The organism is Sinorhizobium arboris LMG 14919 (assembly GCF_000427465.1).
In the GTDB taxonomy this organism is placed as follows: Bacteria; Pseudomonadota; Alphaproteobacteria; order Rhizobiales; family Rhizobiaceae; genus Sinorhizobium; species Sinorhizobium arboris.
This window is the reverse complement of sequence record NZ_ATYB01000008.1, coordinates 1,174,501-1,199,073: the sequence shown is the minus strand read 5'-3', so window position 1 is coordinate 1,199,073 and position 24,573 is coordinate 1,174,501. Positions and strand designations below refer to the sequence as shown.

At 64.5% G+C, this 24,573-nt stretch carries 20 protein-coding genes; 12 read left to right on the top strand and 8 right to left on the bottom strand.

From position 1 onward, the window contains the following. Positions 1 to 87: 87 nt before the first annotated feature. The 5 genes from SINAR_RS0106210 to SINAR_RS0106190 are packed head-to-tail and all read left to right on the top strand — an operon-like array spanning position 88 to position 5,976. On the top strand, positions 88 to 984 hold the full coding sequence (locus tag SINAR_RS0106210) for a carbohydrate ABC transporter permease (RefSeq protein WP_027998279.1): 897 nt from the start codon (positions 88 to 90) through the stop codon (positions 982 to 984). After that, on the top strand, positions 981 to 1,799 hold the full coding sequence (locus tag SINAR_RS0106205; protein WP_027998278.1) for a carbohydrate ABC transporter permease: 819 nt from the start codon (positions 981 to 983) through the stop codon (positions 1,797 to 1,799). The genes SINAR_RS0106210 and SINAR_RS0106205 overlap by 4 nt, the downstream gene beginning before the upstream one ends. Before the next feature lie 8 nt (positions 1,800 to 1,807). After that, the gene (locus SINAR_RS0106200; RefSeq protein ID WP_027998277.1) at positions 1,808 to 4,072 is read left to right on the top strand and encodes a glycoside hydrolase family 2 protein; all 2,265 of its coding nucleotides are present in this window, start codon (positions 1,808 to 1,810) and stop codon (positions 4,070 to 4,072) included. Then, positions 4,069 to 5,139, top strand: a complete 1,071-nt coding sequence (locus SINAR_RS0106195) for an ABC transporter ATP-binding protein (protein WP_027998276.1) — start codon at positions 4,069 to 4,071, stop codon at positions 5,137 to 5,139. Before SINAR_RS0106200 ends, SINAR_RS0106195 begins: the two co-directional genes overlap by 4 nt. A 60-nt stretch (positions 5,140 to 5,199) precedes the next feature. Beyond that, on the top strand, positions 5,200 to 5,976 hold the full coding sequence (locus SINAR_RS0106190) for a pyrroline-5-carboxylate reductase (RefSeq protein WP_027998275.1): 777 nt from the start codon (positions 5,200 to 5,202) through the stop codon (positions 5,974 to 5,976). A gap of 6 nt (positions 5,977 to 5,982) precedes the next feature. Here SINAR_RS0106190 and SINAR_RS0106185 read toward each other — a convergent pair whose 3' ends face one another. After that, positions 5,983 to 6,888, bottom strand: a complete 906-nt coding sequence (locus SINAR_RS0106185; protein WP_027998274.1) for a LysR family transcriptional regulator — start codon at positions 6,886 to 6,888, stop codon at positions 5,983 to 5,985. Positions 6,889 to 7,002: 114 nt separating this feature from the next. Here SINAR_RS0106185 and SINAR_RS0106180 point away from each other — a divergent pair, with 114 nt between their 5' ends. From SINAR_RS0106180 to SINAR_RS0106160, 4 genes are all read left to right on the top strand, one after another. Continuing rightward, positions 7,003 to 7,614 (top strand): glutathione S-transferase family protein, encoded by a 612-nt coding sequence (locus SINAR_RS0106180; RefSeq protein WP_027998273.1) that lies wholly within the window; start codon positions 7,003 to 7,005, stop codon positions 7,612 to 7,614. Positions 7,615 to 7,767: 153 nt separating this feature from the next. Next, positions 7,768 to 8,688, top strand: coding sequence for a pyridoxamine 5'-phosphate oxidase family protein (locus tag SINAR_RS0106175; protein ID WP_033057130.1), 921 nt, complete (start codon positions 7,768 to 7,770; stop codon positions 8,686 to 8,688). Positions 8,689 to 8,881: 193 nt separating this feature from the next. After that, the gene (gene katE, locus SINAR_RS0106165; protein ID WP_027998271.1) at positions 8,882 to 10,993 is read left to right on the top strand and encodes a catalase; all 2,112 of its coding nucleotides are present in this window, start codon (positions 8,882 to 8,884) and stop codon (positions 10,991 to 10,993) included. A gap of 25 nt (positions 10,994 to 11,018) precedes the next feature. After that, positions 11,019 to 12,086 carry an ATP-dependent DNA ligase gene (locus tag SINAR_RS0106160; protein ID WP_027998270.1) on the top strand — a complete coding sequence of 356 codons (1,068 nt, stop codon included), beginning with the start codon at positions 11,019 to 11,021 and terminating at the stop codon, positions 12,084 to 12,086. On the opposite strand, the gene SINAR_RS0106155 is transcribed toward SINAR_RS0106160, so the two are convergent. Further along, positions 12,073 to 13,002: a LysR family transcriptional regulator gene (locus SINAR_RS0106155; protein WP_027998269.1), complete on the bottom strand. Its 930-nt coding sequence runs from the start codon at positions 13,000 to 13,002 to the stop codon at positions 12,073 to 12,075. The genes SINAR_RS0106160 and SINAR_RS0106155 overlap by 14 nt on opposite strands. A 93-nt stretch (positions 13,003 to 13,095) precedes the next feature. Here SINAR_RS0106155 and SINAR_RS0106150 point away from each other — a divergent pair, with 93 nt between their 5' ends. Beyond that, positions 13,096 to 14,175 (top strand): alpha/beta fold hydrolase, encoded by a 1,080-nt coding sequence (locus tag SINAR_RS0106150; RefSeq protein ID WP_027998268.1) that lies wholly within the window; start codon positions 13,096 to 13,098, stop codon positions 14,173 to 14,175. Positions 14,176 to 14,392: 217 nt separating this feature from the next. Continuing rightward, positions 14,393 to 15,172: a ZIP family metal transporter gene (locus SINAR_RS0106145; RefSeq protein ID WP_027998267.1), complete on the top strand. Its 780-nt coding sequence runs from the start codon at positions 14,393 to 14,395 to the stop codon at positions 15,170 to 15,172. Between the two features lie 31 nt (positions 15,173 to 15,203). Here the strand turns inward: SINAR_RS0106145 and SINAR_RS0106140 are convergent, their stop codons facing one another. The 6 genes from SINAR_RS0106140 to SINAR_RS0106115 all read right to left on the bottom strand — a co-directional run bounded on the left by SINAR_RS0106140 (position 15,204) and on the right by SINAR_RS0106115 (position 22,902). Continuing rightward, a complete protein-coding gene (locus SINAR_RS0106140) occupies positions 15,204 to 17,747 on the bottom strand; it encodes an NAD-dependent epimerase/dehydratase family protein (protein WP_027998266.1) in 2,544 nt (847 codons plus the stop codon). Positions 17,748 to 17,951: 204 nt separating this feature from the next. Further along, positions 17,952 to 18,971, bottom strand: a complete 1,020-nt coding sequence (locus tag SINAR_RS0106135; RefSeq protein WP_027998265.1) for a carbohydrate kinase family protein — start codon at positions 18,969 to 18,971, stop codon at positions 17,952 to 17,954. Further along, positions 18,968 to 19,999, bottom strand: a complete 1,032-nt coding sequence (locus SINAR_RS0106130) for a beta/alpha barrel domain-containing protein (RefSeq protein ID WP_027998264.1) — start codon at positions 19,997 to 19,999, stop codon at positions 18,968 to 18,970. The genes SINAR_RS0106135 and SINAR_RS0106130 overlap by 4 nt, the downstream gene beginning before the upstream one ends. A 27-nt stretch (positions 20,000 to 20,026) precedes the next feature. After that, the gene (locus SINAR_RS0106125; RefSeq protein ID WP_033057013.1) at positions 20,027 to 20,815 is read right to left on the bottom strand and encodes an ATP-binding cassette domain-containing protein; all 789 of its coding nucleotides are present in this window, start codon (positions 20,813 to 20,815) and stop codon (positions 20,027 to 20,029) included. Continuing rightward, the gene (locus SINAR_RS0106120) at positions 20,812 to 21,798 is read right to left on the bottom strand and encodes an ABC transporter permease (RefSeq protein ID WP_027998262.1); all 987 of its coding nucleotides are present in this window, start codon (positions 21,796 to 21,798) and stop codon (positions 20,812 to 20,814) included. The genes SINAR_RS0106125 and SINAR_RS0106120 overlap by 4 nt, the downstream gene beginning before the upstream one ends. 93 nt (positions 21,799 to 21,891) lie before the next feature. Continuing rightward, on the bottom strand, positions 21,892 to 22,902 hold the full coding sequence (locus SINAR_RS0106115) for a substrate-binding domain-containing protein (RefSeq protein WP_027998261.1): 1,011 nt from the start codon (positions 22,900 to 22,902) through the stop codon (positions 21,892 to 21,894). A gap of 353 nt (positions 22,903 to 23,255) precedes the next feature. Here SINAR_RS0106115 and SINAR_RS0106110 point away from each other — a divergent pair, with 353 nt between their 5' ends. Continuing rightward, positions 23,256 to 24,488, top strand: coding sequence for an ROK family transcriptional regulator (locus tag SINAR_RS0106110; RefSeq protein ID WP_027998260.1), 1,233 nt, complete (start codon positions 23,256 to 23,258; stop codon positions 24,486 to 24,488). Positions 24,489 to 24,573: the final 85 nt, after the last annotated feature.

The window sequence follows — 24,573 nt, the reverse complement described above, 5'->3', positions numbered from 1 at the left end:
GGATGGCGGCGGGCATGTGCCCGCCGTTTCCGGCCGCGGCTCCTGCCGCGGCCAATTTCCGGCTGTCCGGCTTTCCAGGAGGGGAACATGGTTCGAGCGCGCCGCGGTATCGGCCGATATTACGATGTCAATGGCTGGCTCTTCGTCGCGCCGGCCCTCGGGCTGATCGCCCTTTTCATGGTCTATCCCATCGCGTGGTCGCTCTGGATGTCGTTCCAGTCCGGCCGCGGTATGACCCTGAAGTTCGCGGGCTTCGCAAACATCGTTCGGCTCTGGAACGATCCGGTCTTCATCAAGGCGCTCACCAACACGGTGACCTATTTCGTCGTGCAGGTGCCGATCATGATCCTGCTCGCGCTGATCCTTGCGTCGCTCCTCAACAATCCGCGGCTCGTCGGCCGTGGGCTTTTCCGCACAGCGATCTTCCTGCCCTGCGTCAGTTCGCTGGTCGCCTATTCGGTGCTCTTCAAGGGCATGTTCGCAACCGACGGGATCGTCAATTCGACGCTCCAGGCGATCGGTCTCGTCGCCTCGCCCATTCCGTGGCTGACGCATCCCTTCTGGGCGAAGGTGCTCGTCATTCTCGCCATCACCTGGCGCTGGACCGGCTACAATATGATCTTCTATCTTGCGGCACTTCAGAACATCGACAAGTCGATCTACGAGGTGGCGCGCATCGACGGCGTCCCGGCCTGGGCGCGCTTCACCCACCTCACCATCCCTCTCCTGAAGCCGGTCATCCTCTTCACGACAGTCATTTCGACGATCGGCACGCTGCAGCTTTTCGACGAAGTCTATAACCTGACCGAGGGCAAGGGTGGCCCGTCCAACGCCACGCTCACATTGTCACTCTACATCTACAATCTCACCTTCCGCTTCATGCCCAATTTGGGCTACGCGGCGACGGTCTCCTATGTCATCGTCGTCCTGGTCGCGCTCCTCGCCTTCGTGCAGTTCTTCGCAGCAAGGGAGCGTGACCGATGAGCGGATTTGGACGTTTCGCGGCAATGGCGGCCACCTATGGCTTCCTCGGCCTGATGGCCTTCCTCTCGGTCTTTCCGTTCATCTGGATGGCTCTCGGCGCGACCAATTCGTCGATCGACATCATCAAGGGCAAGCTCCTGCCTGGCGCAGCCTTTGCCGCCAATGTCGGCAACTTCTTCACGCTGGTGAACGTGCCGCTCGTCTTCTGGAATTCGGCGAAGATTGCGATCCTTGCCACCGTGCTCACGCTCGCCGTCTCCTCGCTCGCCGGTTACGGCTTCGAGATGTTCCGCTCGCGGCGGCGCGAGCGGGTCTATCGGGCGATGCTGCTCACGCTGATGATCCCCTTCGCCGCGCTGATGATCCCGCTCTTCATCATGATGGGCAAGGCGGGTCTCATCAACACGCATCTCGCCGTCGTCCTGCCCTCGATCGGCTCCGCCTTCGTCATCTTCTATTTCCGGCAGAGCACCAAGGCCTTCCCGTCGGAGCTCCGCGATGCGGCCAAGGTCGACGGCCTCAAGGAATGGCAGATATTCCTGTTCATCTACGTGCCGGTCATGCGCTCGACCTATGCGGCCGCCTTCGTCATCGTCTTCATGACCGCCTGGAATAATTATCTCTGGCCGCTGATCGTGCTCCAGACCAACGAGACCAAGACGATCACGCTGGTCATCTCGTCGCTCGCCTCCGCCTATTATCCCGATTACGGCGTCGTCATGGTCGGAACGATTCTCGCGACACTGCCGACGCTTGCCGTCTTCTTCTTCATGCAACGCCAGTTCGTCCAGGGCATGCTGGGCTCAGTCAAATAGGAACGATGATGCGCTCTGTTACTTGCTTCAATGATTCGTGGGTCTTCTCCGAAGGCTTCGCCAAAGCCGACGCCGGCACGCTCCGGGCCGGCCGGTCGGTCAGCCTGCCGCACAATGCCGTCGAACTGCCGTTCAACTATTTCGACGAGACATGCTACCAGCGCGCCTTTACCTACCAGAAGGTCCTCGCCTGGCGACCGGACTTCTCCGGCCGCGAAGTCTCGCTCGTCTTCGACGCGGCAATGGCGGATGCGGTCGTTTATCTCAACGGCGAAGAGATCGTCACGCATAAGGACGGCTACACGCCTTTCGAGGCGCGCCTGACGGACAGACTTCGCGAAGGCGACAACCTCATAACGGTGAAGATCGACGGCAGCGAGAATCCGGAGATCCCGCCTTTCGGCGGCCGGATCGACTATCTGACCTATGCCGGCATCTATCGCGACGTCTGGCTCAAGGTCACCGATCCGGTTTCGATCGCCAATATCAAGATCGAGACCCGCGACGTGCTCTCCGACACCAGGGGCGTCTCCGTCCGGTGTGATCTTTCCAATCCGCAAAGGCTAGCCTTTACCGGCACGGTCTCGGCGCTCCTCAAAAATGCGGCCGGCGAAGTGCTGGCCGAGGTCGCCGGCGAGACGGCCGGCGAGAGCCTCACCCTCGAAATGGAAGGCCTGAAAGGCCTCTCGCTCTGGGACATCGACGATCCGGTGCTGTACGAGATCGAAGCCGAGCTACGGACGCATCAGGGCTCCGACCGCTTGGCCTCGCATTTCGGTTTCCGCACGGCGGAGTTCACGACCGAAGGCTTCCGGCTCAACGGCCGCCCGTTGAAGATCCGCGGGCTGAACCGTCATCAGGCCTTCCCCTATGTCGGCTACGCCATGGGGCGCACCGCCCAGGAGCGCGACGCGGAGATCATGAAGCACACGCTTCACTGCAATCTCGTGCGCACCTCGCATTATCCGCAGTCGAAATGGTTCCTCGACCATTGCGACCGCATCGGCCTGCTCGTCTTCGAGGAAATCCCCGGCTGGCAGCATATCGGCGGCGAGGCGTGGAAGCAGGAGGCGATCCGGAACGTCCGCCGCATGATCGAGCGCGACTGGAACCATCCCTCGATCGTCATCTGGGGCGTACGCATCAACGAATCGCAGGATTCGCACGACTTCTACGTGGAGACCAACGGGCTCGCCCGCGAGCTCGATCCGACACGGCAAACCGGCGGTGTGCGCTACATCACCGACAGCGAGTTCCTGGAGGACGTATACACGATGAACGACTTCATCCTCGGCAACGAGGAGCTGCCCGGTTCGAACCGGCCGCGCACGGCGCTTCGCCCGCAGCAGGAATGCACCGGGCTTTCCCGCAAAGTGCCCTATCTCATCACCGAGTTCGGCGGCCACATGTATCCGACGAAGATCTATGACCAGGAGCAGCGCCAGGCCGAGCATGTTCGCCGGCATCTGGAAGTGCTGAACGCCGCCTATGGCGATCCCAGCATTTCCGGTGCCATCGGCTGGTGCATGTTCGACTATAACACCCACAAGGACTTCGGTTCCGGGGACCGGATCTGCTACCACGGCGTCATGGACATGTTCCGCGAGCCGAAATTCGCGGCCTATGTCTATGCCAGCCAGTGCGATCCCTCCGAGGAAATCGTGATGAAGCCGGTCACCTTCTGGGCGCGCGGCGAGCGCAATATCGGCGGCGTGCTGCCCCTGATCGTGCTGACGAATTGCGACGAGGTCGAACTGAAGTACGGCTCGCTTACCAAGCGCGTCGGCCCGGACCGCGAGAATTTCCCGCACCTGCCGCACCCGCCGGTCGTCATCGACCACCGCCACTTCACCAAGGACGAGCTCGGGCTCTGGGGCATGAAGTGGGAAAGCGCGGAATTCACCGGCTTCGTCTCGGGCAAGCCGGTCGCCGATCTCCGCATGGCCGCCGACCCCGTGCCGACGACGCTTCACGTCGAGGCGGACAGCAAGACGCTCCGCGCCGAAGGCCGCGACAGCGTCCGCGTCATCCTGCGCGCGCTCGACCAGGCCGGCAACGTCCTGCCGTTCCTGAACGATGCGGTCGACATCGAGCTTCGCGGTCCGGCGCACCTCGTCGGACCGGCCCGCATTGTCCTTCAGGGCGGTTCCGCCGGTTTCTGGCTGGAGTCCACGGGCGCCGCCGGCGCCATCGTCGTCTCGGTCGTTTCGTCGCGGCTTGGCGCGGCGAAGCTCGACCTCGTCGCCCTGGCGGAAGGAGCGGCGAGCGCATGAGCGAACTCCAACTCAGCGATGTCCGTAAATCCTATGGCGGCCTCGAGGTCATCAAGGGCGTCGATCTCGACATCAAATCCGGCGAGTTCGTCGTTTTCGTCGGGCCTTCCGGCTGCGGCAAGTCGACCCTGCTCCGGATGATCGCCGGCCTCGAGGAGATCACTGCGGGCGACCTCACGATCGACGACGTCAGGATGAACGACGTCGACCCCTCGAAACGCGGCATCGCCATGGTCTTCCAGTCCTATGCGCTCTATCCGCATATGACGGTGCGCGAGAATATGGGTTTCGCGCTCCGCTTCGCCGGCGTAGCCAGGGCCGAAATCGAGAAGCGGGTGAACGAGGCTGCCGAAATCCTGGAGCTCGGGGCGTTGCTCGACCGCAAGCCGAGGCAGCTTTCCGGCGGCCAGCGTCAGCGCGTCGCGATCGGCCGGGCGATCGTCCGGCATCCCAAAATCTTCCTCTTCGACGAGCCGCTTTCCAACCTCGACGCGGAACTGCGCGTACATATGCGCATCGAGATCGCGCGGCTGCACAAGCAGCTCGCCACCACCATCATCTACGTGACGCATGATCAGGTGGAGGCGATGACACTCGCCGACAAGATCGTCGTCATGCGCGCCGGCGTGGTCGAGCAGGTGGGTTCACCCCTCGACCTCTATGACGACCCGGCCAACCTCTTCGTCGCCGGCTTCATCGGGTCGCCGAAGATGAATTTTCTGGAGGGCGTGATCGAAGTCGACCGCGACCAGGCCTATGCGCGCCTGCCGGGCCATGGAGACGCTAAGATCCCCGTCAGCCTGCAAGCGGCGGCGGGCACCCCGGTGACGATCGGCATCCGGCCCGAGCATTTCAACGAAGCAGGTCCTGCAGCGCTGGACCTCACCATCGACATGCTGGAACATCTCGGCGGCGAGACCTTCGCCTATGCCCGCCACGGCGACGGCGCGCTCATCGTCGTCGAAACGAAAAACGGGCGCGGGCTCAAGGCCGGCGATCGCCTGACAGCCCGCTTCGATCCGGTTTCGGTTCTGGTGTTCGGCGGAGACGGAAAACGGCTGCGTTAGTGACGCAGTTTCCCGGAATTGATCTAATGTCGCCGGTACGAATCAAGGGAGTGAACAGCGATGCGTATTGGCTTCATCGGCACCGGTGCCATCACCGAAGCGATGGTGACGGGCATCGTCGGTTCCGGCCTCGACGTCGCCGAAATCCTCGTCTCCCCGCGCAATCGGGAAATCGCTGCCCGGCTTGCCGGCCGCTTCCCGCTCGTTCGGATCGTCAAGGAGAATCAGGAGGCGGTGGACGCGGCCGGCATGCTGTTCCTGGCCGTCCGCCCGCAGATCGCCGAGGAGGTGATCCCCAAGCTCAAGTTCCGCAAGGGCCAGAAGGTCGTCAGCGTCATCGCCGCGACCGACCGTTCCACGCTCCTCGGCTGGATCGGCGAGGAGGTGGAGCTCACCCAGGCAATCCCCCTGCCCTTCGTCGCCGAGCGCGACGGCGTGACAGCGATCTATCCGCCGGACCGCGCCGTTGCCGCGATCTTTGCGGCACTCGGGACAGCGGTCGAATGCGAAACCAGGGAGGAATACGACCTGCTTGCCGTCGGAAGCGCTCTGATGGCGACCTTTCTCGGCATTCTCGACCGGACCACCCGCTGGTTCGCCGAGAAGGGTCTCGACCGCGGCAGGGCACGCGCCTATATCGCGCCGCTCCTTGCCAGCCTTGCGCACCGGGCGGTCAGGGACGAGGGGACGCCGCTCGAAGAACTCGCCCGCGAATTTTCGACCAAGGGCGGACTGAACGAGCAGGTTCTGACGGACTTCGACCGCGGCGGCGGCCACCGGGCACTGACGGATGCGCTCGAACGCGTGCTGCTGCGGGTGCGCGGCGACGACCGGTAGAGGCCCTCAAAGCTCGGTGCCAAGACCCGCTTGGCGCCGAAAACGCCCGGCGGCGAAGTCCACGAAGGCGCGCACCCTTGCCGAGACCATGCGGCCTTCCGCATGCACGATATGGATCGGCACCGGCTCGCGCTCGTGGGCGGCAAGGACGACCTTGAGCCTGCCGGCCCTCACATCGGGTGCCACCTGGTAGGACTGAAACCGCGACAATCCCCAGCCCGCCACGGCGGCGGAAAGGACCGCGTCATTGGTGTTGCAGATGAGACGAGGGCTGATCGGAACGCGGATGCTGCTGTCGCGTCCGAAGAGCCATTCCGAGTGGCCGAAGAGGCCCTCGCGCCCGATGATCCGGTGACGGGCAAGCTCCTGCGGGCTGCCGGGCTCGCCGAAGCGGGCAAAATAGTCCGGCGATCCGCAAAGCACCTGCCGGACCGAGCCGATCCGGCGCGCCACGAGCCCTGAGGCCGGGAGCGAAGCAATGCGGATCGCCACATCCAGGCCCTCGTCGACCAAGTTGGTCACGCGGTCGACGAAGATGGTCTTGACCTGCATCGCCGGATAGTGATCGAGAAAGTCGAGGATGACGGGGAGCACGTGGATGCGCCCGAAGAGCGCGGGCGCCGTTACCGTGAGCAACCCCGCAGGAGCGGTGAAGCTGCCCGCCGCATTGGCTTCTGCCTCTGCGATTTCCGTGAGGATCCGCCGGCAGTCGGCCACATAGCCTTCGCCGGCCGCCGTAAGCTTCAGCGAGCGGGTGGTGCGCACCAGAAGCCGCGTGCCGATCAGCTCCTCCAGCTTCGCCACCGCCCGGGTGACCGATGGCGGGCTCATATGCAGCGCCTTGGCGGCCGGCGCGAAGCCGCCGCTTTCGACCACCTGCACGAAGATCCGCATCGCCTGCCAGCGATCCATCGATTGCGCCTCGATTATTTCACCACATGAAATGGTGTAGTGTTTTCATCAGAGCTTATCAACTCCGCGGATAACAATCATCTTGGGTTCGTTCCATCATTCAACGAGGCCGACATGAAACTCTATCACCATCCCCTCTCCGGCCACGCGCACCGCGCCCGCCTGTTCCTCTCACTGCTCGGTGTCGAGCATGAGCTGGTGGTCGTCGATCTCGCCGGGAGAGAACACAAGCAAGCGGATTTCCTGAAGCTCAATCCCTTCGGTCAGGTTCCGGTGCTCGACGATGCCGGCACGATCATCTCTGACTCAAACGCCATTCTCGTCTATCTGGCTAAGAAGACCGGCCGCACGGACTGGTTGCCGGATGATGCCGCGGGGGCGGCTGCCGTTCAGCGCTGGCTTTCGGTGGCTGCCGGGCAGATCGCCCATGGTCCGGCCCAGGCGCGGCTCATCAACGTGTTCAAGGCGCCCTACCGACCGGAAGAGGTGATCCCCCGCTCGCATGCGATCCTGGCGCTGATCGAGCAGGAACTCACGGGCAGAGGCTGGGTTGCGGCCGACCGGCCGACGATCGCCGATGTCGCGCTCTACAGCTACGTAGCGCGCGCCCCCGAAGGCGACGTCGATCTCCAGCCCTATCCGGAGATCCGCGCCTGGCTCACCCGCATCGAAGCCTTGCCGGGCTTCGTCGAGTTCGAAAAGACGCCGGTGGGGCTGGCGGCTTAGCGAGGCCGTACGTTTCCTCTACCTCATCCCTGTGCCTGTCACAGGAATGAGGTTCGGGGAAGGCCATGTCATCAAGCAATCGTGCTGTTCAACTCGGCCGGACGCACGCGCGTTTCCGCCCGCATCCAAATCACCCCAAAGGAGGCAATCGTCATGGAGGCTCCCATTCTCGCACATTCGCCCTGGCACGGGGGCGAAATCGCCCTGCAGAAGCGGCTGGGTGTGGAAGCGCGCATGGACGAGGTCGGACGCCGGGTCATGCGCGACCACCTGATCGACCAGCACCGGGAATTCTATCCGCTTCTGCCGATGGTCGTGCTGGGCTCGGTCGACCGCGACGGTGACGCCTGGGCGACGCTCCGGGCGGGCGAACCCGGCTTCCTCCATGCGCCGGACGAAAAAAGACTGACCGTCGAGCTCCCGCGGGAGCCGGCGGACCCTGCCGAGGCGGGTATGGAGGACGGCGCTCCCCTCGCCCTCCTCGGAATCGACCTCGGCACCCGCCGGCGCAACCGGCTGAACGGCACGCTCAGACGGCATGCCCGCGGTTTCGACCTCGGCGTCGACCAGAGCTTCGGCAACTGTCCGAAATACATCCAGCTCCGGCGGGTTCATTTCGTGCGCGACCCGTCCGTGCCGCCTGCCGTGCCGCCCGTTTCGAGCTTCGAGCTCGACGCCGCCGCGCGTACTCTGGTGGCGCAGGCGGACACGTTCTTCGTCGCAACCTATGCCGATCTCGCCGGAGGGCGCCAGCTCGACGTTTCCCATCGCGGCGGCCGTACGGGATTCGTGCATGTCGGAGACGACGGCTGGCTGACGGTTCCGGATTTCGTCGGCAACCGCTTCTTCAACACGCTCGGCAACATCGTGGTCAATCCGCGCGCCGGGCTCACTTTCCCGGACTTCTCCACGGGCGGCCTCCTGCAGATGACCGGCGAGGCCGAGCTCCTGTCCGAAGCTCCGAACCGCGTACCTCTCGACGGCGCCGAGCGCTTCTGGCGCTTCCGTCCGCGTCGCGTCGTCTGGCGCGCCGACGCGCTACCGATCCGCTACGACCTTGCCGGAGCGGGATGAGGAAAAGCGCGCGGGGTTTCCGCCCGCATTCCGCTCCAACTGTTGGAATAGATCACAATCGCCCTTCGCCCTGGCGACGGGGGCTGGCGATGAGCCGGCGGTCAGGAGCAGCCGTGTAAATTTCGCGCAGAAAGGAACCAACCTCCCCCGCCAAGGTTTCGTGGCCATCCGCCCTCGACCAAGGAGTGCTGCCATGGCCAAGAAACCCTCTGCAAATACGAAACCGGCCACCATTCATGACCAGAAAGCGACACGCGGCAACGGTGGAGAGCTTCACCAGATCGCCGAAGGCGACACGCCCGTCATGACGACGGCCCAGGGCGGCCCCGTCGCCGACGACCAAAACAGTCTGCGCGCCGGCGAACGCGGCCCGACGCTCATCGAGGATTTCCACTTTCGCGAGAAGATCTTCCATTTCGATCACGAGCGCATTCCCGAGCGGGTCGTGCATGCCCGCGGCTACGGCGTGCATGGCTTCTTCGAGACCTACGAATCGCTTGCAGCCTACACCCGGGCGGATCTGTTCCAGCGCCCGGGCGAGCGCACCCCCGCCTTCGTGCGCTTCTCGACGGTCGCCGGAAGCAAGGGCTCCTTCGACCTCGCCCGCGACGTTCGCGGTTTCGCGGTCAAGATCTACACAAAGGAGGGCAATTGGGATCTCGTCGGCAACAACATCCCGGTCTTCTTCATCCAGGACGCGATCAAGTTCCCCGACGTCATACATTCGGTAAAGCCGGAACCGGACCGGGAGTTTCCGCAGGCGCAGTCCGCCCATGACAATTTCTGGGACTTCATCAGCCTCACGCCGGAAAGCATGCACATGATCATGTGGATCATGTCGGACCGGGCGATCCCCCGTTCGTTCCGGTTCATGGAAGGCTTCGGCGTCCACACTTTCCGTTTCGTCAATGACAAGGACGAGTCCACCTTCGTCAAATTCCATTGGAAGCCGAAGCTCGGGCTGCAATCGGTCGTCTGGAACGAGGCCGTGAAGATCAATGGCGCCGATCCTGACTTCCACCGGCGCGATATGTGGCAAGCCATCCAGTCCGGCAACTTCCCGGAATGGGACCTGCACGTGCAGCTTTTCGATCAGGACTTCGCCGACAAGTTCGATTTCGACATTCTCGATCCGACCAAGATCATCCCGGAGGAAGTGCTGCCGACGAAGCCTGTGGGCCGGCTTGTGCTCGATCGCATGCCGGAGAATTTCTTCGCCGAAACCGAGCAGGTCGCCTTCATGACGCAGAACGTGCCGCCGGGCATCGACTTCAGCGACGATCCATTGCTGCAGGGGCGAAACTTCTCCTATCTCGACACGCAGCTGAAGCGGCTCGGCAGCCCGAACTTCACCCATCTTCCGATCAACGCGCCGAAATGTCCCTTCCAGCACTTTCAGCAGGACGGCCACATGGCCATGCGCAACCCCGTCGGGCGCGTGAACTACCAGCCCAATTCCTGGGGCGAGGGGCCGCGCGAGTCGCCCATGAAAGGCTTCCGCCATTTTCCTTCCGAGGAGCAGGGCCCGAAGCAGCGCATCCGCGCCGAGAGCTTTGCCGACCATTACAGCCAGGCCCGGCAGTTCTTCATCAGCCAGACGCCGCCCGAACAGCGTCACATCGCCGACGCCCTGACCTTCGAATTGAGCAAGGTGGAGACGCCTGTCATCCGCGAGCGGATGGTCGCGCATCTTCTCAATATCGACGAGACGCTGGGAAAGAAGGTCGGCCACGCGCTCGGTCTGGAGACGATGCCGGAACCGGCGGCCGCGGCCGTTGCCACTCGCCAGGACCTCGACCCGTCGCCGGCCCTCAGCATCATTCAGCGTGGGCCGAAGCGTTTCGAGGGCCGCAAGCTCGGAATATTGGCGACGGACGGCGCGGACGCCGCGCTTCTCGACGCCTTGATAGCGGCGGTCGAGAAGGAGAAGGCGGTGTTCGAGCTGATCGCGCCGAAAGTCGGCGGCTTCACCGGCTCCGACGGAAAACGCATCGCCGCCCACCAGATGCTCGATGGTGGCCCGTCGGTACTCTACGACGCGGTGGTCCTGCTTCCTTCCGCAGAGGCCGTCACGGATCTGATCGGCGTCGCCACCGCGCAGGATTTCGTGGCCGATGCCTTCGCCCATTGCAAATATATCGGCTATGTCGGCGCCGCGGTTCCCCTTCTCCAGAGGGCCGGCATTGCGGGACTGCTCGATGAGGGAACGATCGAGCTCACCGACGCTGCGAGTGCTGCCGCCTTCCTCAGGGAACTCGGCAAGCTCCGCGTCTGGGGAAGAGAGCCCTCGGTCAAGCTGAAATAGGCCGAAGACTGAGACGGAGTGGACGATGGCGTCGCCCGCACATGGGAAGCCGAAGAAGGAGACCGCTCCGTCAAGCGCGGCGAAGAAGGCGGGCGGCTTTCCGCTGCCCGTCAGCACGGCGCCGATGGAGGCCCGCTCCGCGACCGAGCTCCCCGGCGGCGACGCATGGCAATACGAGCCGAAGTGGGACGGCTTTCGCTGCCTTGCGTTCAAGTCCGGCGACGAAGTCGACATAAGGGCGAAATCCGGCAAGCCGCTCGGACGCTTCTTCCCCGAGATCGTCGCCCTGCTGCGCCGACTGGAGCCGGACATGTTCGTCCTCGACGGCGAACTGGTGATCGAGGTCGACGGGCGCCTTTCCTTCGACGCCCTGCAGATGCGCCTGCATCCGGCGGCAAGCCGCGTGCAAAAGCTCTCGCAGGAGACACCGGCCAAACTCATCCTGTTCGACATGCTGGCCGGCACCGACGGAACGGTCCTGACCGATCAGCCCCTCACAGCACGGCGCGCCTGCCTCGAACCCTTCGCCAGGGAGAATACGGTTACCGAGATGCTGGTGCTTTCACCCTTCACCTTCGACGTCAAGGAGGCTCGGCGGTGGCTCACCTCATGGGAGGCGGGTGCCACCGACGGGGTCGTCGCAAAGCGGCGCGACGGTGCGTATGAATGCGGCGAAAGGGCAATGATGAAGGTCAAACGGCTGAGGACGGCCGATTGCGTCGTCGGCGGCTTCCGTTACGAGAGCAACAGTTCGCTCGTCGGCTCGCTCCTGCTCGGTCTTTACGACACCGAGGGACTGCTGAACCATGTGGGCTTTACCGCTACAATCTCGGACAAGGAGCGGCCTGCCTTGACGCGCCAGCTCGAGGCTTTACGGGAACCGCCGGGCTTCACCGGCAAGGCACCGGGTGGGCCTAGCCGCTGGAGCAGCGAGCGCAGCGGCGAATGGGAGCCGGTTCGCCCGGAACTGGTCGTCGAGGTCCGGTTCGACCATGTCGGCAACCGGCGCTTTCGCCACGGTACGAAACTCATGCGATGGCGGCCGGACAAGGACCCGCGCCAATGTACCTATCAGCAGATCATGCCGTCCTGAGCTTGTTTGCCCCAATCCCGTTCGCTGCGCCGATACCTGCTTCCAGGCTGTGGTTGAATACGCCGAGCACCGTGTCGACGATCAAGGGACGTGGGCGGCGCCGCGCTATCGCGGCAATAGGCAAGGCGGGCAGTTGCTGACCTTCGATGGGAGCGAAGCGAACGCCCTTGAACGATATGCGCTCTGTCGAGCGTGGCAGAAGAGCGGCGCCGACCCCCGCGGCAACCAGCGAAAGCATGGTCAGCGCACGCGTCGCCGGCTGCCGAATCGAAACGTCGTGCCCGGCTTCCGCGAAGGCGTCGAGAATGCGCGCGTGCAAGGAAGGGCCCTGGGCGGCGGGGAAGAGCACCAATCCCATTCGGGCAAGCTCGGAGATGGTGACCGGACCAGTACGCCCGTCCTCCGGTATGGCGGCAATGAGCGTCTCGTCGGCGACTGGAATGATGTCCAGTCGTTCCGGACTGCCGAGCGGCGGGTGGCATATGCCGAAATCGATCGTTCCCTCCGCAAGCGCGGCCACCTGTTCATTCGTCGCCATTTCAGTAAGCACGGGCCGGATCATCGGAAACTCCTGCCGCAGCGAGACCACCAGCGACGGCAGCAGCTCGTACAGCGCAGCGGAGACGAAACCGATCCGGACGTCGCCGGCGGTCCCGTTACCCGCGCCGCGGGCAACCGTCCGTGCCGCCTCCGCATCCTGCAGCGTCCGTCGCGCCTCGGGAAGCAGCGAAGCGCCCGCCCGCGTCAGCGCAAGCCGGCGGTGCGCGCGTTCGAAAAGCTTCACGCCGAGCTCCCTCTCCAGCCGTGCGATGGACTGGCTCAGCGGCGGCTGCGCCATGCCGAGCAGCTGCGCGGCGCGCCCCATATGCAGGGTTTCGGCCACGGCGACGAAATGACGTAGGTGACGAAGTTCCATATGCGGATGATATCAAAGTTTCCCATATTCATCATCGATTTGAATGCGAATGCGGTCGATCTTGATGGCGCTCAGATTGTCGGGAGAATTGACATGACAAGACTCAATGCGCTCTTCCTCGCCCTCATCTCAACTGCGCTCGCTACGCCGCTTTTCGCGAGCGACGATCGACTTGTGCGCACCGACCGATTCGTGACGCTTGCCGGGGGCGACAGGCTTTTCGTGCGCGAAGTGCGACCGGCCGAACAGCAGCAAGCGGTGTCCGCCGTTCTGCTGATCCATGGCGCGCGCGTGCCTTCGCTCGCTTCGTTCGATCTCGCGGTGCCCGGCGGCTCGATCGCGGCCGAGCTGGCGGCGGAGGGCCATTCGGTCTACCTCCTCGATCTCCGCGGCTATGGCGCCTCAAGCCGGCCGCTCGAAATGGATGCACCGCCCGGCGGAGGCACGCCTCTCATGCGAACCGATGAAGCGGTCTCCGACGTCGCCGCGGCCGTCGAGGCGGTTGCGGAATGGAGCGGCGACGGCAAGGTCAGCATTCTCGGATGGGCGACGGGGGGGCAATGGGCCGCGGCCTTTGCCGCCCGCCATCCGGGTCGCGTGGAACGAATCATCCTCTACAACAGCCTTTATGGTGCCTCCGACCGGCATCCGACGCTCGGGCGAGGCTCGCCGCTCGAGGCCCCCGATCGTCCGGGCAGTCTGAACATGGATGCGCTTGGCGCCTATCGGCTCAACACCGCGGAAAGTCTGTTTGCGGCCTGGGACAAGAGCATCCCCGTTCCCGATAAATCCGAGTGGCGCGACCCCGCTGTCGCCCGCGCCTACGCCGACATGGCGCTGTCCTCCGATCCCACCTCCGCGCGGAGAACGCCGCCGAGTTTCCGCGCGCCGAGCGGCGCGATGGCTGACAGTTTTGAACTGGCGTTCGGCCGCAAGCAGTGGAATGCGGCGGCATTGACGATGCCGGTGCTCGTCATCCGTTCACAGCGCGACTTCTGGAGCCGTCCGGAGGATGCAGCGGCTATTGCGCGAGAGGCGCCGCAAGCGAGCCTCGTCGAGCTTTCGGACGCTACCCACTTCGTGCATCTCGACCGCAACGAAGCGGGGCGTTCAGCTTTCCTGTCGGCGGTCATTCAGTTCCTGCTGCCGGGCCTGGATCACGCGACGCGATAGAGCGTTTCACTTTTTAATTGAAACAGCCTACGCACTTGCGCACCATCTGCTCGGAACTTTTGGCGAGAGGGCCGGTTGAAGCTCTTGCAAGGAGCGGTCCATGCGCGGATCACATCTGCCTTTCGGGACTGCGGGTGTGTCCTCGTTCTCGGCGCTGTCTCCGAAATGCGAATCACAAGGGGCACTCGCGCCCCGCCGATGACCATCCTGGGCCGCGATGAATAATGATCTCCTGATCATCCTTGGGACTGCCGCGGCCGCCGCCGTCGCATCGCCCTTGGGCGGCCTGGTGGCGATCTCGCTCAGGCCGTCGAGCCTCGTGCTCTCGATCGGCGTCGGCTTCGCGGCCGGCGTCCTCATGGGCACCTTCGCTTTCGAGATGATGCCCACCTCCATGAAACTCGCAGGTCTTCCGCTTGCCGTTGCCGGATTTCTGCTCGGCCTCGGACTCGTCTATGTCCTCGACCTCTACGTCAACCGCTGGAAAATGGCCGGACCGGAAGCGGACCAAAGGGCCGAGGTCGATCGCCTGCATCGGCGGCGCAAGCCGCGCGGGAGCAATGTCGCGGTGCTCGCCGGCGGCACGAGTGCGGAAGAGCTGATCGAAGGAATGACGATCGGTGTCGGCGCCACCTTCGAGCCGAAGGTGGCGCTGATCGTGGGTCTCGCGATCTGCATCGATAATTTCAGCGAAGGAATGAGCATCGGCGAATTGACGCTCGACGAGGAGCGGAAGAACGCGAGGCACCGGACACTCGGATGGACCTCCCTCATCGGCCTCTCCCTTTTCGTGTCCGCCGTGGCAGGGTGGCTGCTGCTGAAAGGCCTGGCCCAGCCGGTCACCGGTTTTCTATTCGCGACGGGAGCGGGCGGAATGTTCTACCTCACCATCACCGACCTCGTGCCGGAGGCGGAGTCGCATCAGTTCCAGCAATCTTCGGCGATCGCCAACGCCGTCGGCTTCCTGATTGTCATGGTGCTTGCGCAGATGAGCTGACCGAACCGCGTCTGGCGAAATGTCTGCCCGCTCAGACGATGGCCCGGTCCCACCCGCCATAATGCTCATCGCTGCGCGTCCCGCGCGGCAGGCTGAGTGCGACCAATGCCAGACCGATCGCGAGATTGGCGACGGTGGCCGCTGTGCTGCCGCCGGCAAGCAGGAACGGCGAGGCCGCTACCCAGGCGCCGAGCGCCACATTGAGGAAGCGAACCGGGCGCACCACCTCCGCCATGGCGGTGACGGCGACCAGGATCACGACGCAACCGAGGATGTGGTCGCTGTGATAGAGCGGCGGGACGCTGCCGAAAACCAAGGGCGTCGTCATCAGGAACGCGCCGAGCAATGTGCTCGCGACCAGCGTCCAGGGGAAGTTGACGCCGCCGACGATGAATTCCTTCAACAGCTCGGAGGCCGGGCGGTTGAGGTCGGGCGCCGGCGTCTGGTCCTCCGAAATGGCCGGGCCACCCATCCAGAAGGTCCGCCAGAAGGGCTCGCCCGCCTTCGTGACGCGCCAGAGATACTGGATGGTGGCGAGCACCTCGTCGATCGAATAGGGGATGAGCACGACGGTGACGGCCGCCTGGACGATGCAGAGCGTGCAGAGCGCGCCGATAAGCGGCGGCTGGATGATGATGAAGGAGACGCTGACGGCGCCGAGGGGCACGATGAGGAGGCCGAAGAGGAGCACCATCCAGGGCATGGTGCGCCAGCGGCGGCTGTCCCCGATCGAGCCGGCCAGGATATCCAGCCCGTAGGCGAAGGCGCCAAGGCCGGCATCGGCGATCGGAAAGCCTTTGGACACCCAGGAGGTCACGACCGCCTCGCTGCCGTTGCGAACGGGGGCTTCACCCGGCCCGAAGAATGGGTCCCACAGCCCGTCGACATGGCCCATCTGATAGGCGGCGAGATAGCGCGAGACGAAGAGGCCGACAAAGGCGAGCGCGACGATCGGCATGCGCTGGGTGAAGGAGGACGGCGAATAGCTCCAGCCGAGCGGCCGGTCGTCGTCGGCGGCGAGCGCCCGCGGCCGGATCCCCGGCGTCGGCGCAATCATCACCGCAAAAGCCACGATCAGCATGCCGGCAAGCGTGTCCGTCGCGTAGGCCGCGGGACTGGTCGTCCAGAAGATGAGCGGCGCCAGCATGATCCAGACGCCGAGCGCGGCCGTGATCCATTGCGCGTGGGACCAGCGCCGGTACATGCCCAGAAGGGCGAAGGCCGCAACGAGCAACCCGGACAGGATCTCGCTGATCCCGAGACGGGCATTGCGGATGGCGGGTTCGGCGATCTCGTGGCCAAGCGCCGGCGGCAGCGGCGCGCTGACGGGGTCGAAGAGGCCGAGCGTCGCAGGCGAGGCAACGAGCCAAAGGCCGAGCGCGACGTTTGCGAGCGGCGCCCAAAGCGTGCGCAGCCGGTGCTCCTCGATGGCAACTTCGACTTCGGCATCGCTGCGCTCCAGCGGTTGAGCCAGCCTTTGCTCCGCCTGCTCGATCTCCGGATCCGAGGCCGCGACAACGGAGGGCTCCAGCTTGTTCTTCGCGTACCAGTCGGTCGGGTCCTGCTTGAGCCGCCGGATCATTTCCGGCAGCGTCACAGCGAGGCTGTGCCTCGGCTGCCAGCCGAGCTCGTTGCGGGCACGGGAGATGTCGATCTCGTAATGATCGTCCGAGTTCTCGATCATCCACGGCTTGATCTCGGAGTCCTGGTCGAGAATCTCGGTCTGCATCCATGCCCCCGGCTTGGCAAGGCTCTTGGGCAGAGCGAGCGTGCGCCAGTCCTCCCCGTGGACCAGCCGACCGATGCGCTTCTGCAATTCGCCGTAAGAGAGCGTTTCCTCCTCGCCGATCAGGAACACGCTTTCCTCCGGCAGTTCGTTGCGGCGTTCGACGGTCTGCACGAAGGCCTCGACCAGATCGTCCTTGTGCAGGTAAGGCTGGCCCGCCTCGAGATCGCCGCTGAATAGATAGGCAGTCGGCAGGCGTTCGAAGATACGGGCAATCTGCTGCGCGATGAAGGCGGCGCGGCAGTCCTCGTCATAGACGCCGGCGAGGCGAAGGGTCGCGGTCCTGATCGCCCCCCGCTCCTTCGCGATCACCGCCTCGGTCTCGGCCTTCGACTTGGGATAGGCCCAGGCCGGGTCCAATGGCGCATCCTCGTCGATCCGTGTTCCCTTGGCGGGGCTCGGTGCCTGCACCAGGAGCGTGCTCGCGTATATCAACTGGTCGGTCGGAAGGTCCTGCAGTGCCTTCAACAGCCGTCGCGTTCCCTCGACATTTACGGCATCGTATTTGGGGTTGTCCTTGCCGGTCGTGTCGTAATAGGCGGCCAGATGAATCACGGACGCTACGTGCCCGCCGCTGCGGTTGCGCGCCGCCTCGATCGCCTTCTCCACGCTTTCGTCGGAGGTGATGTCGAGCTCGATCGTCTCTTCGATCTCGGAGCGTCCCTTCGGAGGGGACAGGTCGAGTCCGATGACCCGGTAGCGGTCCTTCAGACGATGCGCGATCGCCTGACCCAGGAAGCCGCTCGAACCGGTGATGAGGACGGTCGGCTGGTTTGCATCTTTCGGCATGCCGAAGCAAACCTCGTTCCGGCGGGAAAGTTCCAGAGACACCGGGACAGGCTTCCGCCGCCTCGCTACGGCATGCACATATGTCTTCTGGATCCTGGGATCCCTCGGGAACCCGACCGCCTCGACCTCCCTCGGTCGTCATCCTTGGAATTTTCCCTTTGCGGACCCGGCGGTTCGAGGGAAGGCCAAGCGCGTGATCGCCCCTCAACGGTTGCGAGGTCCCCAGTTGTCCGCGAGCGCCAAACATTCCCTCCATGGCTCGATCGCGCCGGTCGTCGAGACGCTGCGCAACGATGCAGCCGCTGATGCATGGGCCAGCCGGAGACATTCCTCGACACTCCAGCCTTCATGAATGCCGTATAGCATTCCGGCAGCGAAGGCATCGCCAGCCCCGTTGGCACCCCTTATCTCCGATTCCGGAACCGCGACGGACGGCAGCGCCACGCTTTCTCCTTCGCGGCTGACCGCGACCGCAAAGACCGGGCAGTGCACGGCGACGAGTTTCAGTGCGCCGCGCTCCAGAACGGTGCGTGCGGCATGCATGCATGCCGCCTCATCGGGCGCACCATCGAGAATTGTTTCCACGCCGGCAATTGCCCCGATCTCCAGGTCGTTGACGATCAGAAAGTCGAGATGCGGCAGGCACGGCACGGCAAGACGCGCCATGAGCGCGCGGTCGATGCTCGCCAGTTCCAAATTGGTTTCGAGACCCGCCGCGCGCGCCTTCTTGAGAACCGCCACCCATCCATTCGGCTCGCCCTGCCAGGGGGCGTCAAGAATGCGGTGCACGCCGGGGAGCCCGAGATGCAGATAGCGCATGCGTGTCGAAGAAAAGTCGAAATGGTCCGGCGTCAGGAGTGCCGCGCACCCCGCGTGGAATATGTGGGTGCGCCGGCGGGAGCGCAGCGAGACATAGGCGTCGCAGAACTGGGTGGCGGCGTCCCCGGTCACCGTCATCTGGCGGGTATCGATACCGCCCGCCGCGGCTGCCTCCAACAGGTAGCGGCCGTCGTCGTCGTCACCAACGAGCCCTATCGTCTCGACGGGGATCGACGGATCCAGGCGTTTGATGTCGAGCGCCAGATTGCAACCCGAGCCCCCGCCGTGGCGTTCTTCCTCGAGGAGTTCGGCAAGACCGTCCTCGCCCGGCCAGTGGCTGACGGTGCGGTTGTAGTCGGCACACCACGTTCCGCCCGTGAGAATCCCCCGCCGGCCACCGCTCATCGGCTCTCTTCCGGTTTGAGGACGGCTTCCGTGACGACGTTGTCGGCCGCGAGATCGCGCAGCGGCGTGATGCCTTCCTTGGCAAGACCCGCATGATAGGCCTTCACCGCCTCTGAGGGCGAGACAGTGCCGGAGGCGACCTCGCGAAGCAGGCGCACCATCAAAAGCGGGTCCGCGGCAAGGTTGATCTTGCGTCCGAACAGCGCCACTCGTGCGCCGAAGCGTTCGGCCTGGTGGAGCAGCTCGAAGCAATCTCGCGTCGTGCCGGCGCCGCCGCCGAGCACGCCGACGATGACGCTCGGATCGTAGGAGGCGAGTTCCTCCATCGCCCTGGCGCCGTTGAACGCGATCTTCAGGAACTGCGGCCGGTCTCCCCTGGTGACGCCGGCAAGGCAGCGCATCATCACGTCGTTGACATAATGGGGCAGCACTTCCGGGTCGATGCCGCAGTCGACGTTGGGATTGAAGACTTCGAGGAAATACTTGAACCCGTTGCGCGCCGCATCCTCGCGGAAGGCGCGGAAGGCTTCGAGCGCCTCGTAGTCGCGGTCAAGATCGTTGTTGAAGGTGATGGAGTAGAGACCAAGATCGGTGCCGATGATCGGCGCGCCAGGCGCAGGATCGACGGAGCCGGTCATCACGCGCGAGAGGGAGGCGGTGCGGAAGGGGCGCGAGGCCTCCTTCACATAGGTCGCGCCGCGGCAGACCCAGACGTCCGTCGTATCGTTGGCGCGGATAGCCGGCTTGACGGCACTGTCGCGATAGACGCCCATCTCGGTCAGCGCTTCCATATTGGAGGCGGAGGTGAGCATGATGTCTACGATGTCCTGCTCTACGACGGCGCGGATATTCTCTAGAAATTCGGGACGGGTATAGTGGCGTGACCAGCTGCCGTCCTTCTCCCGCTTGGGACCGCAGGAGGTTATCGATGGACCCATGTCGCCGTCCTTTGCGTCGGCGATGATGAAGTCGCTGCGGGTGTATTGGCCGGCGCGGATGCGCGCGAGCTTCCGGTCGAGGCGATACATGGTCTCACTCCTTTCGGGACAAGGGGGTCAGGCAGTCGCTGCGCCGGTCATGATGGCAACGACGTCGTTCATGGAATGGGTCTTGGGGGTAACGACGGCGGCACGCCGGCCGAGGCGCATGATGTGAATACGGTCGGCGATGTCGAAGACGTTCGGCATGTTGTGACTGATCAGAACGACGGGCAGGCCGCGATCCCGTATCGAGCGGATGAGCTGCAGCACCTGTCCCGTCTCACGCACTCCGAGTGCCGCGGTCGGCTCGTCCATGATCACCAGCCTGCGGGCGAAAAGCGCAGCGCGGGCCACGGCCACGCCCTGCCTTTGGCCTCCCGAGAGCGATTCCACCGGATTGTCGATCGCCGGCAGGCGAAACTTGAGTTCTCCCATGGCCCGGCGGGCTTCCTCGCGCATGCCCTTTTTGTCGAGACGGCGAAAGAGGCTCCCGAGGAGGCCAGGTGCGCGCAGCTCCCGGCCGAGAAAGAGATTGGCGGCGATATCGAGCGCAGGTGCCACGGCGAGGTCCTGATAAACCGTCTCGATTCCGGCATGGCGCGCATCGAGAGGTCCCTTGAAGTGGACCGGCACTCCGTCGAGCAGGATTTCACCGCTGGTCGGGCGCACGGCGCCGGTCAGGGTCTTGATGAGAGTCGACTTGCCGGCGCCGTTGTCGCCGACGACGGCAAGGATCTCGCCGGCCCTGAGCTCGAAGTCGACGCCGTCGAGCGCAGTGACGTGGCCGTAGGTCTTCACCACGTTGCGCGCTTCGAGAACCACGCGGGCGGAAGGCTTTTCGGTGCGGGAACTGGCCGGGATCATCGCTTCCTCCGGGACAACTGGTCGAGCGCGACGGCGATGATGACGAGGATACCGGTTATGAGGTCCTGCCAGAGCGGGTCGATGCCGGCGAGCGTCAGCCCATTGCGCAGGACGCCAACGATGAGCGCGCCGATCAATGTCCCCACGAGCCCGCCGCGGCCGCCGAAGAGACTGGTGCCGCCGATCACCACCGCGGTGATCGAATCGAGATTGGCGCTCTGCATGGCATTCGGGTCGGCGTTGGGGATGCGCCCGAGCGCGAGCCAGGCGGCAATGCCGTAGATGAGGCCGGCCAGCACATAAACCGAGAGCAGGTGGCGCCGCACCGGGATGCCGACCAGCCGGGCCGCCTCGGCATTGTTGCCGATGGCATAGACATGCCGGCCCCATTTCGTCTGGTTCAGCAAATACCAGACGCTCGCATAGAGCATGAACATGATCAGCACGCCATAGGTGAGCACGAAGCCGCCCAGCTTCATCGTATTTCCCGTCCAGGCCAGGAAGGGATCGCGCACCGGGAAGGCGCCACCCTCGGAAATGAGCCGCAGCGCCGCGGTCAGGATGCCGAGAATGCCGAGCGTGACGATGAAGGGCGGAAGCCTGAGGCCGCTGACGAGGCCGCCGGCGGCAAGGCCGGCGGCCGTTGATACGAGTACAGCGATGCCCATGGAGAGAACCGGATCATAGCCGAGATTGGTCAGCTTGCCCGCGACGATCGTGCCCAGCACGCATATGGCGCCCACGGCAAGGTCGATTCCGGCGGTGAGGATCACCAGCGTCTGGCCGATAGCCAGAGCGCCGATAACGACCGTCTGCTGCAGGATGATCGATAGGTTTTGGCTGGCGAGAAAGCGGGGATTGGTCAGCGCGAAGATCACGCAGAAGCCGAGAAGCACCAGAAGCGGCCCCGCCGAAGGGCTGCCCAGGATACGCGCTTTCAGGCTTCGCGGCGCCTCGGCTGGATATACGGTTGCTGTGTTCATGGACGTCCCGTGGGTCAGATCTCGTTGCCCGTCCGTTCGACCGCGGGACCGCTACGGCGCAGGGCGCCGCGCGATCCCGCCGCCAGAGGCGGATCAGTCGCCCCAGCAGTTTTCGAGGCCCCAGGCGCTATCTTTCGAATCCAACCCTTCCACCGGTTTGTCCGTGATGAGAACGGAACCGGTGTCGACGAAGCCGTTCGGCTTCTTGCCGGTGGCCGCATATTCCACCACCGCGTCGACGCCCATCGTCGCCATCTTGTAGGGGAACTGCATGACCGTCGCGGCGATCTTGCCGTCCTTGACGTCGCGGACGCCGGCGCAGCCGCCATCGATCGAGGTGAGCATCACCTCGCCTTCCTTGCCGAAGGCTTTCAGCGCCGCATAGGCGCCGGCCGCCGCCGGCTCGTTGATCGTGTAGACGGCGTTGATCTCACCGTTCTTGGAGAGCAGGTTCTCCATGCCGATCTGGCCCTTGTCCTGCGCTCCGTTGGTGATGGCCGCGCCTGATATGGAAGGGTCGCCCTCGGCTATTCCGAAGCCCTTCAGGTAACCGTCGTGGCGGAACGTATCGACCGTGCCGCCGGGCGTGCCGTCCAGCATTGCGACGACCGCCTTCTTGTCGCCCATCGCCTTGCGGGCGTAGGCGCCCTGCTGCACGCCGGCCTCGAAATTGTCCGTGGCGAAGGTGGCGTCGACGGCATCGGCCGGATCGGTTGCCGTGTCGAGCGCGATCACCAGAACGCCGGTCTCACGCGCCTTCTTGATGATGTCGAGCATGCCGGACGAATTGTTCGGCGTGACCAGGATGCCCTTGGCACCGGCGCTGATCAGGTCTTCAATTGCGGCGACCTGCCCTTCGTTGTCGCCGTCGAACTTGCCGGCGCGGGCAATCAGCTTCACGCCCTTCTCCTTGGCGCGCGCTTCGGCCGCCTGGCGCATCTTGACGAAGAATGGATTGACCTCGGTTTTCGTGACCAGGCCGACGATTACCTCGCTGGCGGCGGCGGTGCCGCCGAGGGCGAGGCCGAGAGCGAGCACGCCGGCGGCGATGCTCCCCCGCAGGACGGCGGAGCGCGCGGACGCGCGAATGCAGTGAAGTGCCATTTGATCCTCCCAAAATCCGAAGACGCCGTGAACCCCTCCGGCTCTTTCGACGTATATGGCCTCTCCTCAAAGGCCGCAGCGATTAACGCACCCATTTTAGATAGAGTCAACTTAATGTCGGCTATGTTATGTATGTTTTTATACAAAATTGCTTCGTGAACGGGGACTTTCCGAATGGCAAGGCGGCGAGAAGCAGCCATATGAGAAACGGAGCCACGCGGTCGCCGGGCGATGCGGTAAGAGTGGGATGACTTATGTATGGTATATTCCATAAGTTATCGTCCCAAACGGGCTTCCGCGCTTTATCGCACCCCGCTTTGCCGCTAAACCGGGCCGAAAAACAGGAGTTCTGCATGGCACGGCCGGTACAGGGGCCTGACAGACCGACGCTGGAAGGCGCCGGAGGTATCTTTTCGCTCATCGCGACCGGCAGCGCCGTCTCGCGCGCCGAACTGCTGGCCGCCTCCGGCCTGTCGCGGGCGACCGTGACGCAGCGGCTGAACGCGCTCCTCGCCAGCGGGCTGGTACGCGAGACGGAAGAGACCCTGCCCAGCGGGGGACGGCCGACCCGTGTGCTGGCGATCAACGCCACGAGCGGCTTTCTGCTGGTCGCCAATGTCGGCGAGACGCACATCCATCTCGCCGCCATGGATCTGACGCCGGCGATCCTGTCCCAGACGACGCTGTCCTTTTGCGTAGCGAGCGGCCCCGAGGCGACGCTGGAACGGATCGGCGAAGCCTTCGCCGCACTGGCGGCAGGGGCCTCACCGACGCACGGTTTCCTCCTCGGCATCGGTCTCAGCCTGCCGACTCCCGTGGATTTCAAGCGCGGCTGCGTCGTCGGCCCATCGGTGTTGCCCGGCTGGGACGAATTCGACATCATCGGCGGCCTCAATGCACGGTTCTCGGTGCCGGTCTATGTCGAGAACGACGTGAACCTGATGACGATCTGCGAGCACAAACGTCGCGTCCCGACGGTTGACGACATGCTCTTCGTGAAGGTCGGCACGGGCATCGGCAGCGGCATGATCGCAGGCGGAAGGTTGTTCCGCGGCGCTCAGGGCGCCGCCGGCGACATCGGCCACATCCAGTTCCTGTCGGATGACGCACCGCTCTGCCGTTGCGGCAAGTTCGGCTGCGTGGAGGCGCGCGCCGCCGGCTGGGCGATCGCCCGCGACCTCTCCTCGCGCGGCTTTCGCGCCGAAACCGCCCGCGACGTGCTCGACCTCGTCGAACAGCGCAAGCCCGAAGCCCTGATGCTGCTGCGCGCTGCGGGCCGCACGGTCGGCGAGGTCGTTTCCGATGCGGTCAGCATCATCAATCCGAGCCTGATCGTCGTCGGCGGCACTCTTGCACGCGGCGGCGATTTGCTGCTGTCCGGCATCCGCGAACTCGTCTACCAGCGCTGTCTGCCGCTCGCCACGCGCAACCTCTCGATCGAGCTATCCACGATCCGTGACGATAGCGCTCTGTTCGGTGCCGCCCACCTGCTGTTGGACGATATCTTCGCCCCTGCGAAGACCGGTGAACTTCTCGCACGATACGGCGCGGCCGCCGCTTCGAGACCGGAAGGAGCGCCGGGATGAGGACCGTCGGCTGATTCGCATCGTCCGGCATGCCGAGGCAAACCCTTCCGACAGGAAAGTTCCCGACTGCGTTGGAGCGCGACCC